Annotated in this window: 18 protein-coding genes; 3 read left to right on the forward strand and 15 right to left on the reverse strand. The window is 75.6% G+C overall.

All coding sequences use genetic code 11. From position 1 onward, the window contains the following. Positions 1–328: 328 nt before the first annotated feature. The 8 genes from ACI79U_RS11405 to ACI79U_RS11440 form a co-directional block, all read right to left on the reverse strand. The gene (locus tag ACI79U_RS11405; RefSeq protein WP_457067563.1) at positions 329–682 is read right to left on the reverse strand and encodes a histone-like nucleoid-structuring protein Lsr2; all 354 of its coding nucleotides are present in this window, start codon (positions 680–682) and stop codon (positions 329–331) included. A gap of 142 nt (positions 683–824) precedes the next feature. After that, the gene (lysS, locus tag ACI79U_RS11410) at positions 825–2,336 is read right to left on the reverse strand and encodes a lysine--tRNA ligase (protein ID WP_457067561.1); all 1,512 of its coding nucleotides are present in this window, start codon (positions 2,334–2,336) and stop codon (positions 825–827) included. Positions 2,337–2,363: 27 nt separating this feature from the next. Beyond that, complete coding sequence (locus ACI79U_RS11415) at positions 2,364–3,161, reverse strand: type III pantothenate kinase (protein ID WP_457067559.1); 798 nt, start codon at positions 3,159–3,161, stop codon at positions 2,364–2,366. A 2-nt stretch (positions 3,162–3,163) separates the two neighbouring features. Beyond that, a complete protein-coding gene (gene nadC / locus ACI79U_RS11420; protein WP_457067557.1) occupies positions 3,164–4,075 on the reverse strand; it encodes a carboxylating nicotinate-nucleotide diphosphorylase in 912 nt (303 codons plus the stop codon). Continuing rightward, positions 4,072–5,745 (reverse strand): L-aspartate oxidase, encoded by a 1,674-nt coding sequence (locus ACI79U_RS11425; RefSeq protein WP_457067555.1) that lies wholly within the window; start codon positions 5,743–5,745, stop codon positions 4,072–4,074. The genes nadC and ACI79U_RS11425 overlap by 4 nt, the downstream gene beginning before the upstream one ends. Further along, entirely contained in the window at positions 5,742–6,152 is a 411-nt protein-coding gene (gene panD / locus ACI79U_RS11430; RefSeq protein WP_457072795.1) for an aspartate 1-decarboxylase, read from the reverse strand. Before panD ends, ACI79U_RS11425 begins: the two co-directional genes overlap by 4 nt. Positions 6,153–6,160: 8 nt before the next feature. Next, positions 6,161–7,027, reverse strand: coding sequence for a pantoate--beta-alanine ligase (gene panC, locus ACI79U_RS11435; protein ID WP_457067551.1), 867 nt, complete (start codon positions 7,025–7,027; stop codon positions 6,161–6,163). 71 nt (positions 7,028–7,098) lie between these two features. Next, the gene (locus tag ACI79U_RS11440; RefSeq protein WP_457067549.1) at positions 7,099–8,079 is read right to left on the reverse strand and encodes a Rossmann-like and DUF2520 domain-containing protein; all 981 of its coding nucleotides are present in this window, start codon (positions 8,077–8,079) and stop codon (positions 7,099–7,101) included. Between the two features lie 326 nt (positions 8,080–8,405). Between ACI79U_RS11440 and ACI79U_RS11445 the strand changes: the two genes are divergently transcribed. Beyond that, positions 8,406–9,161: an SDR family oxidoreductase gene (locus ACI79U_RS11445; RefSeq protein WP_457067547.1), complete on the forward strand. Its 756-nt coding sequence runs from the start codon at positions 8,406–8,408 to the stop codon at positions 9,159–9,161. 4 nt (positions 9,162–9,165) lie between these two features. On the opposite strand, the gene ACI79U_RS11450 is transcribed toward ACI79U_RS11445, so the two are convergent. After that, the gene (locus tag ACI79U_RS11450; RefSeq protein ID WP_457067545.1) at positions 9,166–10,440 is read right to left on the reverse strand and encodes a DUF6779 domain-containing protein; all 1,275 of its coding nucleotides are present in this window, start codon (positions 10,438–10,440) and stop codon (positions 9,166–9,168) included. Between the two features lie 356 nt (positions 10,441–10,796). Here ACI79U_RS11450 and ACI79U_RS11455 point away from each other — a divergent pair, with 356 nt between their 5' ends. Continuing rightward, positions 10,797–11,405, forward strand: a complete 609-nt coding sequence (locus ACI79U_RS11455; RefSeq protein WP_457067543.1) for a DUF1684 domain-containing protein — start codon at positions 10,797–10,799, stop codon at positions 11,403–11,405. Positions 11,406–11,479: 74 nt separating this feature from the next. Here ACI79U_RS11455 and ACI79U_RS11460 read toward each other — a convergent pair whose 3' ends face one another. The 3 genes from ACI79U_RS11460 to ACI79U_RS11470 form a co-directional block, all read right to left on the reverse strand. Further along, positions 11,480–12,481: a glycine betaine ABC transporter substrate-binding protein gene (locus tag ACI79U_RS11460; protein ID WP_457067541.1), complete on the reverse strand. Its 1,002-nt coding sequence runs from the start codon at positions 12,479–12,481 to the stop codon at positions 11,480–11,482. 146 nt (positions 12,482–12,627) lie between these two features. Then, positions 12,628–13,377, reverse strand: a complete 750-nt coding sequence (locus tag ACI79U_RS11465; protein WP_457067539.1) for an ABC transporter permease — start codon at positions 13,375–13,377, stop codon at positions 12,628–12,630. Next, positions 13,374–14,072 (reverse strand): ABC transporter permease, encoded by a 699-nt coding sequence (locus ACI79U_RS11470; protein ID WP_457067536.1) that lies wholly within the window; start codon positions 14,070–14,072, stop codon positions 13,374–13,376. The genes ACI79U_RS11465 and ACI79U_RS11470 overlap by 4 nt, the downstream gene beginning before the upstream one ends. A 26-nt stretch (positions 14,073–14,098) precedes the next feature. Here ACI79U_RS11470 and ACI79U_RS11475 point away from each other — a divergent pair, with 26 nt between their 5' ends. Then, complete coding sequence (locus ACI79U_RS11475; protein WP_457067534.1) at positions 14,099–15,286, forward strand: ABC transporter ATP-binding protein; 1,188 nt, start codon at positions 14,099–14,101, stop codon at positions 15,284–15,286. A gap of 2 nt (positions 15,287–15,288) precedes the next feature. Here ACI79U_RS11475 and ACI79U_RS11480 read toward each other — a convergent pair whose 3' ends face one another. From ACI79U_RS11480 to folB, 3 genes are read right to left on the reverse strand one after another with little or no spacing between them, the layout of a single operon-like run. Further along, positions 15,289–15,783 carry a DUF3180 domain-containing protein gene (locus ACI79U_RS11480; RefSeq protein WP_457067532.1) on the reverse strand — a complete coding sequence of 165 codons (495 nt, stop codon included), beginning with the start codon at positions 15,781–15,783 and terminating at the stop codon, positions 15,289–15,291. Continuing rightward, entirely contained in the window at positions 15,780–16,283 is a 504-nt protein-coding gene (gene folK, locus ACI79U_RS11485) for a 2-amino-4-hydroxy-6-hydroxymethyldihydropteridine diphosphokinase (protein ID WP_457067530.1), read from the reverse strand. The genes ACI79U_RS11480 and folK overlap by 4 nt, the downstream gene beginning before the upstream one ends. Next, a complete protein-coding gene (gene folB, locus ACI79U_RS11490) occupies positions 16,280–16,624 on the reverse strand; it encodes a dihydroneopterin aldolase (protein ID WP_457067528.1) in 345 nt (114 codons plus the stop codon). Before folB ends, folK begins: the two co-directional genes overlap by 4 nt. Positions 16,625–16,696: the final 72 nt, after the last annotated feature.

Raw genomic sequence — 16,696 nt, forward strand, 5'->3', positions numbered from 1 at the left:
CTGGACCTGCTGTGCTCGTGTCCCCGGCAGGGGACGGTGGACACCCGACGTACGTCGGCGCGCTGGGGCACCGGTCGTTCCACTGTAGTTCGCACCACCCGACCTGCGCCGAGACGAGGCCGTCGAACCTGATCGGGGGCTCGTAGGAGTCAACTGTCGTCCCACTGGCGGTGTTCCGCCGCCCCCGTTCCGCCGTTACGCCGACAGCGGACGCACCACGGCCCGGCACCTCCGAAGAGGTGCCGGGCCGAAGGTGACGTGCTGGAACGGCCCCCTCGCAGGGCCCCGGCGCGAGCGTGCGAGCGCCGGGGGGCGAGGGGGTCCTTCCTCAGTGAGCGGCTTCGAAGGCCTCGACGACGCTGGCCGGGATGCGGCCGCGGTCGCTGACCTCGTGGCCGTTCTTGCGGGCCCACTCGCGGATGGCGCCGGCCTGCTCACGGTCCATCCGGCCACCGCCACCGGTGGCCCGGGAACGCCCGGCACCGGAGGCCCGGGTGCCGCGGCTGCTCACCTTGCGCGCCGCCGCGACGTACTTGCCGAACACCTCGCGCATCTCCGCGGCGTTCTTCTCCGACAGGTCGATCTCGTACGTCGTCCCGTCGAGGGCGAAAGTCACCGTCTCGTCGGCGGAAATGCTGTCGTCGAGGTCGTCACTGAGGATCACCTGGACCTTGCGAGCCATTGTTGTCCCACTCCTGTTGCGTCAGCCCCCGTGGCCGGTGCAGATTGCCGACCCGAAGGCCGACCGCGCCCATTGCACCACATTGCCCGCCATTTCCCCAATCCCCGTCCACATATCACCAGAAGGGGCGGGAAAGTGCAGGTCAGGAATGGAGTGGGCGTACCAACGGGAACAGGATCGTCTCCCGGATGCCGAGTCCGGTGAGCGTCATCATCAGCCGGTCGATGCCCATGCCCACCCCGGCGGTGGGCGGCATGCCGTATTCGAGGGCCTCCAGGAAGTCCTCGTCCAGCGCCATCGCCTCGGGATCGCCGGCGGCCGCCAGCAGCGCCTGCTGGGTGAACCGTTCGCGCTGGGCGACCGGGTCGACCAGCTCGGAGTAGCCGGTGCCGCGCTCGATGCCGCCGATGTAGAGGTCCCACTTCTCGGCCAACCCCGGCTCCGACCGGTGCGCGCGGGTCAGCGGTGAGGTGTCCAGCGGGTAGTCGACGACGAACGTCGGGCTCTGCAGGGTGTGCTGCACCAGCGCCTCGAAGATCTCCTCGACGACCTTGCCGGGCAGCCACGCCGGGTCGACGCCGACCTCGTGCCGCTCGGCGAGGGCGCGCAGGTGCTCGACCGGCGTCTGCGGGGTGACCTCCTCCCCCACCGCCTCGGAGACCAGGGTGTACAGCGGCCGCTGCGGCCATTCGCCGGACAGGTCCAGCTCGGTGCCGTCGTGGTGCCGCGCCACGTGGTCGCCGAACAGCGCCGCGCAGCATTCCTGGATGAGTTCCCGGGTGATGCGGGCGCCGTCGGAGTAATCGCCGTAAGCGGCGTAGAACTCGAGCATCGCGAACTCCGGGGAGTGCGAGGAGTCCGCCCCCTCGTTCCGGAAGTTCCGGTTGATCTCGAACACCCGGTCCAGGCCGCCGACGATGCAGCGCTTGAGGAACAACTCCGGGGCGATGCGCAGGTAGAGGTCCAGGTCGAAGGCGTTCATGTGCGTGCGGAACGGGCGAGCCGCAGCGCCTCCGTGCACCGTCTGCAACATGGGTGTCTCGACCTCGAGGAAACCGCGACCCGTGAGCCCCGCGCGCAGCGAACTCATCACCGCCGCGCGTTCCTGGACGGTGCGCCGCGCCTCGTCGCGGACGATCAGGTCGACGTAACGGCGCCGGACCCGGAGCTCCTCGCTCATCGGCTTGTGCGCGACCGGGAGCGGCCGCAGCGCCTTGGCGGCCAGCTGCCAGGAGTCGGCGAACACCGACAGCTCGCCGCGGCGGGAGGTGCCGACCTCTCCGGTGACCAGCACGTGGTCACCGAGGTCGACGTCGGCCTTCCAGGCGGCCAGCGCCTCCTCGCCCACCCGGTCCCGGGACAGCATGACCTGCAGCTCGGTGTCGCCCTCGCGGAGCGTCGCGAAGCAGAGCTTGCCGGTGTTGCGGGAGAAGATCACCCGCCCGGTGACGCCGACCAGCTCGCCGGTCATCGTGTCCGGCGGCAGGTCGGGGTGCTCCGCGCGCACGTCGGCCAGGCTCGCGGTGCGGGCCACGGTGACCGGGTAGGGGTCGATCCCGGCCTCACGCAGCCGGTCCAGCTTGGCCCGCCGGACCCGCAGCTGCTCGGGGAGTTCGTCGTCGGCGTTGCCGTTGCCGGGGGGTTCCTCGCTCACGGGGTCCCAGCCTACGGCGGTGGCCGGTCAACGCTGGGCGGTACCGCCCTGGTGGCGCTCGAAGGCCAGCCGCAGGCCGTGCACGGTGAGGTCCGGGTCGCGCTCGGCGATGGACCGGCAGCTGTCGGCGACCAGCCGGTGCAGCCCACCGGTGGCCACCACCACCGGCGCGGCGCCGAACTGGGCCACCAGCTCCCCCGCGATCCGGTCGACCAGTCCGTCGACGAGACCGGCGAAGCCCAGCACCAGCCCGGACTGCAGCGCGGCCACGGTGTTCTTCCCGATCGCCTGCGCGGGCACGGTCAGCTCGACCGAGCGCAGCTGAGCCGCCCGGGTGGCCAGCGCGTCCAGGCTGACCTCGACACCGGGGGCCAGCGCCCCGCCGAGGAACTGCCCGCCGGGGCCGACCGCGTCGACGTTGGTGGAGGTGCCGAAGTCGACGACGACGACCGGCCGGCCGCTGCCGTCGGGGCGCCGGCCGTACAGCTCGTGCGCCGCCAGCGCGGTGACCACCCGGTCGGCACCGACCTCCCGCGGGTTGTCGACGTGCAGCGGCACGCCGGTGCGCACCCCGGGGCCGATGAGCGTGACCGGGACGGCGAGGGAGTCCAGCAGCTGGCGCAGCGCCGGCAGCAGCGCGGGCACCGTGGCGCAGGCGGCCACCCCGGTCACCTCGGTGTCGCGCAGCAACCCCCGCCAGAGGAGCAGCAGCTCGTCGGCGGTCGCCCGGGACCGGGTGGTCACCCGCCAGCTGCCGACCCGGCGGTCGCCGTCGAAGGTGGCCAGCACGGTGTGGCTGTTGCCGACGTCCACGGTGAGCAGCACGGTCAGCCCCCGGCGCGCAGGTCCAGCGCGAGATCCAGGATCGGCGAGGAGTGGGTCAGCGCGCCGACGGAGAGGTGGTCGATGCCGGTGTCGGCCACCTCCCGGGCGACCTCCAGGGTCAGCCCGCCGGTGGCCTCCAGGTCGACGTCCAGGTCGCCCACCAGCGCGACGGCCTGCCGCAGCTGGTCGGGGGTCATGTTGTCCAGCAGCAGGAAGTCGGCGCCGGCGCCGACCGCCTCGCCGACCTGCTCCAGGGTGTCGCACTCGACCTGCACGGTCACCCGGGGCGCGCGCTCCCGGACCAGTGCGACGGCGGCGGCCACCGAGCCGGCGGCGGCGACGTGGTTGTCCTTGACCATCGCCACGTCGTAGAGGCCCATCCGCTTGTTCGCCCCACCGCCGCAGCGCACCGCGTACTTCTCCAGCGGCCGCAGCCCCGGGGTGGTCTTGCGGGTGTCCAGCACGGTGGCGCCGGTGCCGGCCACCGCGTCGACCCAGGCGCGGGTGGCGGTGGCGATCCCGCTGGCCCGGCTGGCGATGTTCAGCGCGCTGCGCTCGGCGGCCAGCAGGGCCCGCACCGGGCCCCGCACGGTGAGCAGCACGTCGCCGCGGCGCACCCGGTCGCCGTCGGCGGCCGAGGCGGTCAGCGTGGCGCCGGGGGCCAGCCGGGTGAACACCCGGGCGGCCACCGGCAACCCGGCGACGACGCCGTCCGCGCGGGCCACCAGGTCCGCCGTGCCGAACCGGTCACCGGGGATGGTGGCGGCGCTGGTGACGTCGTAGCCGACCGCGACGTCCGGGGCGCGGGGCAGCGGGGCGCCGCCGGTGAGGTCCTCGGTGAGCGTCCGCTCGACCAGCTCGTCGACCCACGCGGGGTCCAGCCCGGTCCCGGTCAGGTCGGTCGCGTCGCTCACCAGCCGACCTCCAGCAGGGTGCCGACCGGGCGGCGGGTCACCGTGACCCCGCCGTCGGCGTCCAGCCGCACGTCCAGGTGCACCCGCCAGTCCTCGTCGACGTCGGGGTGGTCCTCGCGCCAGTGGCAGCCACGGGTCTCCTCGCGGGCGGTGGCCGCCGCGGTGATCGCGGTGGCCACGGTGAACAGGTCGGTGGTCTCCCAGCCGGGCACGCCGGGCTCGACGTCGTCACCGGCCCGCTCGGCCAGGACGGCGATCCGCTCGCCCGCGGCGGCCAGTCCGGCGCCGCTGCGCAGCGCGCCCACGTGCGCGGACATGGTGGCGGTCAGCGCGCCCCGGACCTCGGCGTCCAGCAGTCCGGTCGGACGGGGGTCGACGCCGGCCGCGAGGCCGGGCACGGGCAGCTCGCGGGCCAGCGCCTCGCCGATCCGGCCGGCGAAGACCAGGCCCTCCAGCAGCGAGTTCGACGCCAGCCGGTTCGCCCCGTGCACCCCGGTGCAGGCGGCCTCCCCGCAGGCGTAGAGGCCGGGCACCGTCGTCCGCCCGGCCAGGTCGGTGACCAGACCGCCGGAGGCGTAGTGCGCCGCCGGGGTGACCGGCACCAGCTCGGTCACCGGGTCGATCCCGGCGGCGCGGCAGCGGGCCACGATGGTCGGGAAGCGGGCCGCCAGCCCGGGCACGTGCCGGGCGTCGAGCCAGACGTGGTCGACGCCGTCGCGCAGCTGCACCCGGGTGATCGCCTTGGCGACGACGTCCCGGGGCGCCAGCTCCGCCAGCTCGTGCACGCCGACCAGGAACCGCTCCCCCGCGCCGTCGCGCAGCACCGCCCCCTCACCGCGCAGCGCCTCGGAGACCAGCGGCTGCTGCCCCCGGGCGCCCGGGCCCAGGTACAGCGCGGTGGGGTGGAACTGGACGAACTCCAGGTCGGTGGCGACCGCCCCGGCGCGCAGGCCGAGGGCGACGCCGTCGCCGGTGGAGACCGAGGGGTTGGTGGTCGAGGCGTAGACCTGCCCCATCCCGCCGGTGGCGAGCACCACGGCCCGGGCGCGGACCGCGCCGACGCCGTCGGCGCTGCCCTCCCCCAGCACGTGCAGGGTCACCCCGGCCGCGCGGCCGGTGGCGTCGGTGACCAGGTCGAGCACCATCGCGTGCTCGACGAGGGTGATGCCGGGGTCGGCGGCGACGGCCTGCACCAGCGACCGCTGCACCTCGGCTCCGGTGGCGTCCCCGCCGGCGTGCACGATCCGGTCGGTGGAGTGCCCGCCCTCGCGGGTGAGCAGCAGCCGGCCGGCGGGGTCGCGGTCGAACGCCGCGCCCCAGCTGATCAGCTGGTGCAGCCGTTCGGGGCCCTCGGTGACCAGCGCCTGCACCGCGGCCGGCTCGCACAGCCCCACGCCGGCGACCTCGGTGTCCCGGGCGTGCGCGGCGGGGGTGTCGGCCGGGTCGAGGACGGCGGCGATCCCTCCCTGTGCCCAGCGGGTCGAGCCGTCGTCGACCGCCACCTTGGTGACGACGGCGACCGACAGCCCGGCGGCGCGGGCGTGCAGCGCGACGCACAGCCCGGCGACGCCGGAGCCGACGACGCAGACGTCGGCGCTCAGCTCCCAGCCGGGGGCCGGCGCCGACAGCCGCAACGGCAGCCGGGTGCGGGCCGCCGTCAGCGGTGTCACCGGGGGTCGACGACGTCGCCGCGCCGCTGACCCTGCACGCCCGGGGACGGCGCGGCCGGGTCGGCGCCGAGCTCCACGATGCGGTTGGCGCCGTCGACGTGCACGACCTTCGGCAGGTAGGACTTGGCCTCGGTCTCGTCCATCAGGCCGTAGCTGATCAGGATCACCAGGTCACCGGGGTGCACCAGGTGCGCGGCGGCGCCGTTGATCCCGATCACCCCGGACCCGCGCTCGCCGGGGATCACGTAGGTCTCCAGCCGGGCACCGTTGGTGACGTCGACGATCGCCACCTGCTCGCCGGGCAGCAGGTCCGCGGCGTCGAGCAGGTCCTCGTCGATGGTCACCGAGCCGACGTAGTGCAGGTCGGCCTGGGTGACCGTGGCGCGGTGGATCTTGCTCTTGAGCATCGTGCGCATCATCGGTCGTCTCCGATCGGGCGGGCCAGGAGGACCGCGGTGTTGTCGATGAGCCGGGTGCTGCCGGCGCGGGCGGCGACCAGCAGCCGGGCCGGTCCGGCCGCCGGCGCCGGGCCCAACCGGGGATCGGTCAGTTCGAGGTAGTCCTGGAGCAGGCCGGGGGCCGCGTCGAGCACCGCGCGGGCGGCGGCGAGCACCGCGTCGGCGCCCTGCGCCCCGGCCGCGGCCCCGGCACGCAGTGCCCTGGACAACGCGGCGGCGGCGGCCCGCTGTTCCGGGTCGAGGTAGCGGTTGCGGGAGGACAGCGCCATACCGTCGTCCTCGCGGACGGTCGGCACGCCCACCACCTCCACGCCCAGCGCCAGCTCGGCGGCCATCGCCCGGATCAGCGTGAGCTGCTGGTAGTCCTTCTCCCCGAAGACGGCGACGTCCGGGCGGACCAGGCCGAACAGCTTCGCGACGACGGTCAGCACGCCGGCGAAGTGCCCTGGGCGGACGGCGCCCTCGAGCACCGACCCCAGCGGGCCGGGCTGCACGGTGACCCCCACCGCCCCGGGCGGGTAGACCTCGTCGACCGGCGGGTGGAAGACGACGTCGGCGCCCTCCTCGGCGAGCGCGGCCAGGTCGGCGTCCCAGGTGCGCGGGTAGCGGTCGAAGTCCTCACCCGGCCCGAACTGGGTCGGGTTGACGAACACCGAGACGACGACGCTGCCACCGCGCTCCCGCGCGGCCCGGACGAGCGTGCGGTGCCCCTCGTGCAGCGCACCCATCGTGGGCACCAGGACCACGGGGCCGGGCAGCGCGGCGCGCACCCGGCGCAGCTCGGCGGTCGTCTCGGTCACCAGGGGCGTGGTGAGGGTGGTCATCGGCGGAAGGACCCCCTTCTCCCCTCCGCTCGCACGCTCGCGAGGGAACCCGGAAGGAGGCCGACCAGCGGTCATCGAGCTACGCCGTTCTGGTGCGAGCCGTCGAGCAGGTCCAGCAGCGGGTCGGCCTCGTGCCGCTTCAGCCGGCCGGCGGCCAGCGCCCGCTCGGTGGTGCGCCGGGCCAGCGCCACGTAGGCGTCGACCGAGTCCGGCGCCCGCTCCGCGAGGGTCTCCAGGTGGTCGCGGACGGTGCCGACGTCGCCCCGGCTGACCGGGCCGGTCAGCCCGCGGTCGCCGCGGCGCAGGCCGTTGTCCAGGGCAGCGGTGAGCAGCGGGCCCAGCACCCGCGCGGGGGCGTCGACCCCGGCGGCGCGCAGCAGGTCGGCGGCCTCGGCGACCAGGGTGACCAGGTGGTTGGCGCCGGTGACCAGCGCCGCGTGGTAGAGCCGTCGGTCGGCCTCGGCGACCCAGAACGGCTCGCCGCCCATCTCCAGCACCAGCGTCTCGGCGACGGCCCGGTGCTCGGGTCGGCTGGTCACCCCGAACGGGCTCGCGGCCAGCCGCTGGGCGTCCTCCGGGCCGCCGGAGAAGGTCATCGCCGGGTGCAGCGCCAGCGGCAGGACCCCGGCGCGCTCGGCCGGCTCGAGCACGGCCAGCCCGTGCGCGCCGGAGGTGTGGAAGACCAGCTGGCCGCGGCGCCAGCCGCCGGTCCCGGCCAGGCCGGCGACCAGCCCGGGCAGCGTGTCGTCGGGGACGGCGAGCACCACCAGGTCACTGCCGGCGACGACCTCGTCGGCCGGCCGCAGCGGTACCCCGGGCAGCAGCCGGGTGGCGCGCTCGCGGGTGGCGGCGGAGAGCCCCGCGGCGGCGACCACGTCGTGGCCGGCGGCGGCGAGCGCGGCACCGAGCACGGCGCCCACGCGGCCGGCGCCGATGACGCCGACGCGGAGACGGGCGGGGGCCTCGGCGGCCGGGGGCAGCCCGGCGGCGGGCAGGACGGTCGGCAGGTCGGTGGACGCGGTGTCTCCCGCGCGGGAGGGACGGACGGTCATCCCGGTGCACCCTCTCGTTCCAGTCCCTGGCGGGTACCGGACTCAGGTCGCGTCGTCCCACGTCGTCGTGGGCCGGAGTCGTGCTGTGCGGTCGTGCCGTGCGGTGGTGCTGTGCGGTGTTCTCAGGGCACCCCGCCCGCTGCAACCGCCCGGAGGCGTGTCACGCAGGTGACGTGTCACCGTCGAGTCTGTTACCGCTCGGGGCCGCGGGCAACGGCCCACCGCTGTGTCCTGGCTCACCCGGGTGGACCCGCGGGCGCACCCGCCCCTGGTTACGTTGAGGCGCGCGCCGGCAGCGGAGCCGGCGCTCGAGCATGAGGAGCACGGTGAGCAGCTTCGAGGGACGCACCGCACTGGTCACCGGCGCGAGCCGGGGCATCGGCCTCGGGATCGCCCGGGCACTGGTCGACCGCGGCGCCCGGGTGGTGCTCACCGCCCGCAAGCCCGACGCGCTCGCCGAGGCGGTCGAGGCGCTGGGCGGGCCGGAGAAGGCGGTGGCGGTCGCCGGCAACGCCGGGGACGCCGAGCACCGCGCCGCCGCCGTCCGCACCGCGGTCGACACCTTCGGCAGCCTGGACGTGCTGGTCGGCAACGTGGGGATCAACCCGGTCTACGGCCCGCTGATGGACGCGCCGCTGGACGCCGTCCGCAAGATCCTGGACACCAACGTCGTCGCCAGCCTCGGCCTGGTGCAGGAGGCCTGGCGGGCCTGGATGGCCGAGCACGGCGGCTCGGTGCTGCTCGTCGCCTCGGTGGCCGGGCTGAAGTCCAGCGAGGGCATCGCCGCCTACGGGGTGAGCAAGGCGGCGCTGATCAACCTGACCACGCAGCTGGCCGTGGAGCTGGGGCCGAAGGTGCGGGTGAACGCCGTCGCGCCGGCGGTGGTGAAGACCCGGTTCGCCGAGGCGCTGTTCACCGGGCGCGAGGAGCAGGTCACCGCGCAGTACCCGGTGGGGCGGCTGGGCGTGCCCGCGGACGTCGGCGAGGCCGCCGCCTACCTGCTCTCGGACGAGGCCGGCTGGGTCACCGGGCAGACGATGGTGCTCGACGGCGGCGCGCTCTCCCGCGGCCCCATCGGCTGAGCGGCTACTCCCCGCGCAGCACCCGGGCCAGCACGTCGTCGCCGCCGTCCTCCTCGTCGCGGTAGCGACGACGACGGCGCCCGCTGGGGGCCGGGACGCCGCTCTCGGCGAGGATCTGCTCCAGCCGGGCGTGACCCTGCGGTTCCGGGGCGGGCCGCGGCCCGGGAGCGGGCTGGAGCACCGGGGCGGGCTCGGGCACCGGGGCGGGCTCGGGCACCGGAGCGGGCTCGGGCTCGGCGGCGACCTCTGCGAGCCCGGTGAGCGCGCCGGTGCCGTAGGGCCCGCTGGACCAGGGACCCAGCTCGGTGTCGCGGGTCCGCGCGGCGGCGTCCGGCCCGCTGCGGGGGGTCTCCGCCGGAGCGGTCCACCGGTCCGGGGCCGGGAGGGGCTCGGCGGCCGGGGCGGCCCCGCTGTGCCGGCCGGCCGCGGGGGCGTCGCCGGCGGGCTCGGTGGACCGGCGGTGCCGCCGGGGGGCAGGCTGCTCGGCGGGCTGCTCCCCCGGATCCGGTGCGCTCAGCCAGGCACGAGGCGACGGCGGGCGTTCGGCTCGCGGGGACGGCGGCGGGGGCACCGGAGCGGGCGGGACCTCGGCCGGCGGCCGGCCCGGCTCGGCGTCGATGGTGGGGAAGAGGGCGTCCCAGCCGGTCGGGGTCGCCCCGCCCGGCTGCCAGCTGCTCTCCAGGGGACGGTGCTCGGGCAGCGCGGCGGCCGGCCCCCGCACCGACTGGGCGCGCATGACCATCCGCTCGACGAGCAGCTCACCGGAGAGCTGCTCGGTGAGCTCGGTCCGCATCCGGCCCAGGTCTGCCCGGAGCTCGCCCAGGGCGGCCAGCTCGGTGTGCAGCTGGCCCAGCCCGCCGAGCTCACGGCGCAGCGAGCCGAGCGCGGCGACCTCCGAGCGCAACTGGTCCAGCGGGCCCAGGTCCTCGCGCAGCCGGGTCACCGACGCGAGCTCCTCCCGCATCCCGGTCAGGCCGGCCAGCTCGCCGCGGAGCTGGGTGAGCTCGGCGCGCATGGCCTGCTCGGCCTCCCGCCGCAGCCGGCCCTCCAGCTCCGCCTCGTACGCGTGCCGCGCGGCGACCTCGCGGGCCAGTTCCAGGTCGTAGGCGTGCCGCAGCTCCGCCTCCCGGTCCGCCGCCGCCCGGTCTCCCGTCTCGGGCGCGCCGCCACGGTTGCCGAGCAGCAGGCCGGCCACCACGGCTGCCCAGCAGACGCCGAGCAGCAGCACGCGCAGGTGCACCGGGTCGTCGGTGAGCACGACGGCGGCGGTGACCAGCACCGCCAGGCCGACGCCGGCGGAACCCCACAGGGCGCGCCCCCGGGATCCCGCGCGGGACTCGCCCGGCTCGGCCGGCGCGGTCGGCGCGGGCGGCGGGCCGGCCGGTGCGGCGGCCGCCCCGGTGGTGGCTGTCCCGGTCGTGGCTGTCCCGGTCGTGGCTGTCCCGGTCGTGGCTGCCGTCGACCCGGCAGCACCCCGGAGGGCCGGCTGCGGGACAGGCGGACGCCCGGCGGCGACCGGTGCCCCGAGGTCGCTGTCGTCCCGGCGACCTCCCATGCACCCACCATAAGGCCACCGAGCGCCATCAGGCGGTCACGGCACGGCGTCGGCGTGGGGTGCGGTGGCAGGCTGGGTGGATGACGTTGAGCCTGCTGGACTGGCGACGCCGGGTGGCCGCCCTCTACGCCGTGGCCCGCGCCGCAGACGACCCCGAGGACGGCTGGCGGAGCTGGCGGGCCGGGCGTGACGCGTTGTTCGCCGGGCACCCCGACTCCCCGCTCCCGGCAGGCGCCCGCCCGGGGTTCGCCGGGCTGCCGTTCGCCGGCTACGACCCGGCGCTGCGCTTCGACGTCCGGGTGGACACCGACGTCGAGCCGGTGCGGCTCGGGGTGCCCACCACCGACGACGGCGGGGTGGTGCTGCGCCGGGTCGGGCAGGTCACCCTCGGCGACGTCGGCCGGCTGGACCTGTGGTGGCTGGCCGGGTACGGCGGCGGGCTGTTCCTGCCGCTGCGCGACGCCAGCGCCGACCGCTCGACCTACGGCGGCGGTCGCTACCTGCTGGACACGGTGAAGGGCGCCGACCTCGGTGGTGACGACGGGCGGCTGGTCGTCGACCTCAACTTCGCCTACCACCCCTCGTGCACCTTCGACCCGGCGTGGACCTGCCCGCTGGCGCCGGAGGGCAACCGGGTCGACGCCGCCGTCGCCGCCGGGGAGCAGCTGCCCCCCGGCGGCTGGTACTGAGCTGACGTGCTGGAACGGCCACCCTTCAGGGTCCCGCGCCGAGCGTGCGAGGCGTGGGGGGAAGGGTGGTCCTCCTACTGGGCGAGGGCGCCGTCGGAGCTGAACACCAGGCCGATGGAGACCTCACCCTGCTGGATGGCGGCCTTGGTCAGCGGGCCGCCGGTGTCGTACTCCTGGAACCCGGCGAACTCCAGGCCGTAGGTGTCCTCCAGCCCGGGCTGGCACTGCGGTCGGGTCGGGCACTCGCTCGGGCCGCCGAGCAGCAGCGAGCCGTCGCCGCAGGCTTCGGCGAGCTCGGACAGGGTGGTGACGCCCACCTGGTCGGCGAACGCGGTGGTGACGGCGAAGGCGTTCTGGTCGGCCGCCTCGGCCGGCTCGCCGAACACCAGCCCGGCCTGCTCGGCCAGCGGGGTGAGCACCGCGCGGGTCTCGTCGACGTCCCCGGAGGCGACCTGGGTGGTGTCGTCGCCCTCGATGAACTCGGTGACCGTGGCCAGGTACTCGGGGAAGGCCTGGATCTCCCCGCGCTGCAGCGCCGGCAGGTACAGCTCCCGGTTGCCCACCACCTGCACCGAGGCATCGAAGCCCGCCGCGGTGAGCACGTCGGCGTAGATGTTGGCCAGCACCGTCGACTCGGTGAAGTTGGCCGCCCCCACGGTGATCGGGCCGCTGCCCTGCTCCAGCCCCTCGGTCACGCTGCCGTGCTCGTCGACCCAGCCCTGGGCGACGTCCTCGGCGCTCTGCCGCTGCACGTCGACAGCGGCGTTCATCTCGACCAGGTCCTCGGTGGTCAGCTCGGCCGAGACGGCGTTCAGCGCGGGCAGCAGCGCGGGGTTGGCTGCGGCGGCCTCCGCGTTGACCGCCGGGATGATGTTGTCGGCGTTCTGCAGGTCTTGATCGTCCTCGAGCACCACGAGCTGGTCACCGGGCACCGGGGCGCAGGCATCGCCGGAGGCGGCCGAGCCGCCGGCGTCGGCGCTCCCGCCGGTACCCGAGGAACCGGACTCACCGCAGGCCGCGGTGCCGAGGACGGCGGCGATGGCAAGTGGGGTCAGGACGTGGGCGCGTACGCGCATCAGCTCCGCCTTCTGTGTCCCGTGGCGCCCGCTGCTGGACGGCCACGCGTGTCTGGCGGGAGGTTTCCCGCAGTGCGCAACTGAACTCGTCGGCAGGGGCATTGGCAAGCCGGGCTGCCCGGCGTTGCCCTTCTGTGACCGCCCGGTCAGCCCCGGGCGCCGACCCTCGCCTCGGCGGCCGGCCCCGCACCGGACCCGTCCTCCACCGGGGCGCGCCCCGGACGGCGGAACGGCAGCTGCTTCTGCCCCGGCGCCAGCGCCCAGGCAGCGCCGGCGAGCACCAGCTCGGTGAGCACCGCGAGGGCGGCGACCAGCAGCGCGCCGGCCAGCACGGTGCCGTAGTCCTGCTGGCCGAACCCGAGGGTGATGATCTGCCCGAGCCCGCCCCCGGCCACCAGGGCGGCCAGCGTGGCGGTGGCAACCACCTGGACCGCGGCCGTGCGGACGCCGGTCATCAGCAGCGGGGCGGCCAGCGGCAGCTCGGCCCGCAGCAGCACCTGCCGCCCGGACATGCCCATCGCCCGGGAGGCCTCCACCACGTCCGGGTCGACGCCGCGGAACCCGACGTAGGTGTTGGTCAGGATCGGGGGCACGGCGAACGCCGCGAGGGCGATGGTGGTCGCGGTGGGCCCGAAACCGATCGGGGAGACCGCGAAGAGCGTGAGCAGGGCCAGCGTGGGCACCGCCCGGCTGACGTTGGACAGCGCGACCGTGAAGCCGCCGCCGCGGCCGGTGTGCCCGAGCAGCGCGCCGACCGGCAACGCCAGGGCCATCGCCGCCAGCACCGCCCCGGCCGAGATCCGCAGGTGCTCCCCGAGCAGCTCGAGGACCCCGTTCGGCCGCGACCAGTTGTACGGGTCGTTGAGGTAGACCCACGCCTCCCGGAGCAGGTTCACGCCCGCCCCCGGCGCGCCCAGGGCGTCAGCGCCCGCTCGGCACCGACCAGCAGCAGGTCGGCGAGCAGGGCGAGCAGCACGCAGCCGACCGTCCCGGTGACGATCTCCGCGCGGTAGAAGTTCGCGTTGAACCCGCCGGTGATCAGCTGCCCGAGCCCGCCGTGCCCGACGATGACCCCCACCGTCACCAGGGCGACGGTGGAGACGGTGGCGACCCGCAGCCCGGCCATGAACGAGGGCAGCGCGAGCGGCAGCTCCACCTGCCACAGCGTCCGGGCCGGGCCGTACCCCAGGCCCAGCGCGGCCTCCCGGACGTCAGCGGGCACGGACTGCAGGCCGGCCAGGAAGTTCCGGACCAGGATGACCAGCGAGTACAGCACCAGGCCGACCAGCACCGTGGTCGCCGACAGCCCGGTGACCGGCGCCACGAAGGCGAACATCGCCAGCGACGGGATCGTGTAGATCAGCGTGGACAACCCCAGCACCGGCCCCGCCAGCCAGCGGCTGCGCCGGGCCAGCAGCGCCATCGGGAAGGCGAGCAGGGCGCCGAGCACCACCCCGGCCACCGTCAGCCTGACGTGCTCTCCCGCGTACCCCAAGATGGTGTCCCAGTTCTCCGTGACGTAGGAGGGGTCGAACCAGGGGTTCGGCGCCGCTTCCACGGCGAGCACGACGTCGCTCGCCGCGCTCAGCATCGGGCGCCTGCCAGGAAGGCCACCCCATGGACGCTACTGCTCCAGCCGCTGCTCCCCCACCGGGTGCGGGCCAGAACGCCGAGGGGATCCGGCTGGAGGGGGTGGGCAAGACCTACGCCGACGGCACGGTCGGGGTGCGGGAACTCGACCTGACCTTCGCCGCCGGCGAGCTCACCGTGCTGGTCGGGCCGTCGGGCTGCGGCAAGACGACCACCATGAAGATGATCAACCGGGTCATCGAGCCCTCGACCGGGCGGATCCTGCTCGGCGACGACGACGTCACCCAGGTCGACCCGGTGCAGCTGCGCCGCCGGATCGGCTACGTCATCCAGAGCGTGGGCCTGTTCCCGCACCAGACCGTCCGCCGCAACGTCGCCACCGTGCCCCGCCTGCTCGGCTGGGACAAGGCGCGCATCCGCGACCGGGTCGAGGAGCTGCTGACCCTCGTCGGGCTGGACCCGGCCACGTTCGGGGACCGCTACCCCCACCAGCTCTCCGGTGGGCAGCGGCAGCGGGCCGGGGTGGCCCGGGCGCTGGCCGCCGACCCCGCCGTCCTGCTGATGGACGAGCCGTTCTCCGCCGTCGACCCGATCGTGCGCGAGCGGCTGCAGACGGAGTTCCTCCGGCTGCAGGAGGCGGTCCGCAAGACGATCGTCTTCGTCACCCACGACATCGAGGAGGCGGTCCGGCTCGGTGACCGGATCGCGGTGATGAGCGAGGGCGGCACCGTGGAGCAGTTCGCGCCGCCCGCCGAGCTGCTCGGCTCCCCGGCCACCCCGTTCGTCGCCGACTTCGTCGGCGCCGACCGCGGCCTCAAGCGGCTGGCGGTCACCGGCATCGACGAGAGCGACCTCGAGCGGCCGCCGGTGGTGCACGTCGACGACGGGCTGGCCGATGCCCGGGCGGCGATGGAGCGCGCCGGGGCCCGCTGGGCGGTGGTCCTGGACGACGCCCAGCGGCTGCACGGCTGGCTCTCCGGCGAGCGGGCCGCGGGCGCGGGCAGGGTCCGCGACGCGGCCCGGCGGATGGAGGCCTGGGTGCCGGTCGACGCCACACTGAAGGCGGCGTTCGCCACAATGCTGCAGCTGGAGGCCGGCTGGGTCGCGGTGCTGGACGGCGACCGCTTCCTCGGGGTCCTCACCCCGGAGTCGTTGCACCGGGCGCTGCGCCGCTCGGTCGAGGGGCGGGTGCCCGAGACCGCCGGCGCCGTGTGACCTCAGGCGCGGGCGGGGGGTGCGGTGTCCTCGTCCTCGTCGGGTGGGATCCGGCAGACGTGCTCCAGCCACAGTGCGGCGGCGACCAGCCCGCCGCCCAGGACGACGCCGATGGCACCGGTGACCGCGTCGCCGGCGGCGGCCCGCAGTTCGCCGAGGGACAGCAGCGCGTGCAGCAGCAGTCCGCCCCACACCCCGGCGAAGACCGCCCCGACGTAGGCGCTCGCCTGGGCGAGCACCGCGAGCCGGGCGACGAGCAGCGGCTCGACCGGGCGGGCGGAGCCGGTCGGTGACGGCCGGCGCTCCCGCTGCGCGGTCAGCCGGGTCCGCAGCGCGCGGGCAGCGAACGCCTCCGCGAGCGCCAGCACGCCCAGTGGCAGCGGCAGCCACCAGGACCGCACCGGCAGCGACCCGTACGTCGCCTGCACCAGCAGCCAGGACGCCACGGTGAGGCCGACGGCGAGGACCACCAGGTCGCGGCGGCGCACCAGGCTCACGCCAGCTGCTCCCAGCGGACCACCGCGGCGACGTCGTCGGCGGGCAGCGCGGCGACCAGGTCGGCCACCGCCCCGTGGCCGGGGAGCTCGGCGCCGGGGTCCAGCGCCAGCCAGGGCACCAGCACGAAGGCGCGCTCGGCGGCCCGGGGGTGCGGGAGGGTGAGCTGCGGGTCGTCGGAGAGCACCGGGGTGCCGTCGTCCCCGGTCACCGTGACGACGTCGACGTCCAGCGTCCGCGCGCCCCAGCGCACCTCCCGGGTGCGGCCGGCGGCCTGCTCCAGCTCCTGGGCCAGCGCCAGCCAGCCGGCGGCGTCCCGGTCGCCGCGCACGACGGCGATCGCGTTCAGGTAGGGCGGCTGCTCGACCGGCCCCCACGGCGGCGTCTCGTACAGCACCGAGCGGGCCACCAGGCCCTGCCCGGCGAGGGACTCCATGGCGCGGCGCAGGGTGCCTGCGCGGTCACCCAGGTTGCCGCCCAGCGACAGGACGGCGCGGCTCATGCGCGCTCGCGCCGGATGGCCAGGGTGACGTCGGCGGCGGGGACGCCGAGGTCGGCCTGCGGCTTGTGCACGGTGATCTCCACGGCCTGCACGATCTCGTACCCGAGGCAGAGGTCGGCCAGCCGCTGGGCGAGGGTCTCCAGCAGGTCGACCGGGTCGCCGACGAGCACCGCGTGCAGCCGCTGGGAGAGCTCCGCGTAGTTGACCGTCCTGGTGAGGTCGTCGGTCGCCGCCGCGGGGGCGGTGTCCAGCTCCAGCGCGGCGTCCACCCGGAAGGTCTGCCCGCGCTCGCGTTCCTCGGGGTAGACCCCGTGGAAACCGTGCCCGGTCAGCCCGTGCACGGTGATGCGGTCGGGACCGGCCCCGTCCAGAGGCTCGCCCCGAGCTTGCGAGGGGTGAGGGGGACGGGGTCC

Source organism: Modestobacter sp. SYSU DS0904 (assembly GCF_054051115.1).

Coding starts and splice junctions, on each gene's coding strand:
- ACI79U_RS11475 (WP_457067534.1), top strand. CDS start 14,099: ATGGACGCTACTGCTCCAGCCGCTGCTCCCCCACCGGGTGCGGGCCAG.
- folK (WP_457067530.1), bottom strand. CDS start 16,283: ATGAGCCGCGCCGTCCTGTCGCTGGGCGGCAACCTGGGTGACCGCGCA.
- ACI79U_RS11460 (WP_457067541.1), bottom strand. CDS start 12,481: ATGCGCGTACGCGCCCACGTCCTGACCCCACTTGCCATCGCCGCCGTC.
- panD (WP_457072795.1), bottom strand. CDS start 6,152: ATGCTCAAGAGCAAGATCCACCGCGCCACGGTCACCCAGGCCGACCTG.
- ACI79U_RS11405 (WP_457067563.1), bottom strand. CDS start 682: ATGGCTCGCAAGGTCCAGGTGATCCTCAGTGACGACCTCGACGACAGC.
- ACI79U_RS11455 (WP_457067543.1), top strand. CDS start 10,797: ATGACGTTGAGCCTGCTGGACTGGCGACGCCGGGTGGCCGCCCTCTAC.
- panC (WP_457067551.1), bottom strand. CDS start 7,027: ATGACCACCCTCACCACGCCCCTGGTGACCGAGACGACCGCCGAGCTG.
- ACI79U_RS11470 (WP_457067536.1), bottom strand. CDS start 14,072: ATGCTGAGCGCGGCGAGCGACGTCGTGCTCGCCGTGGAAGCGGCGCCG.
- ACI79U_RS11440 (WP_457067549.1), bottom strand. CDS start 8,079: ATGACCGTCCGTCCCTCCCGCGCGGGAGACACCGCGTCCACCGACCTG.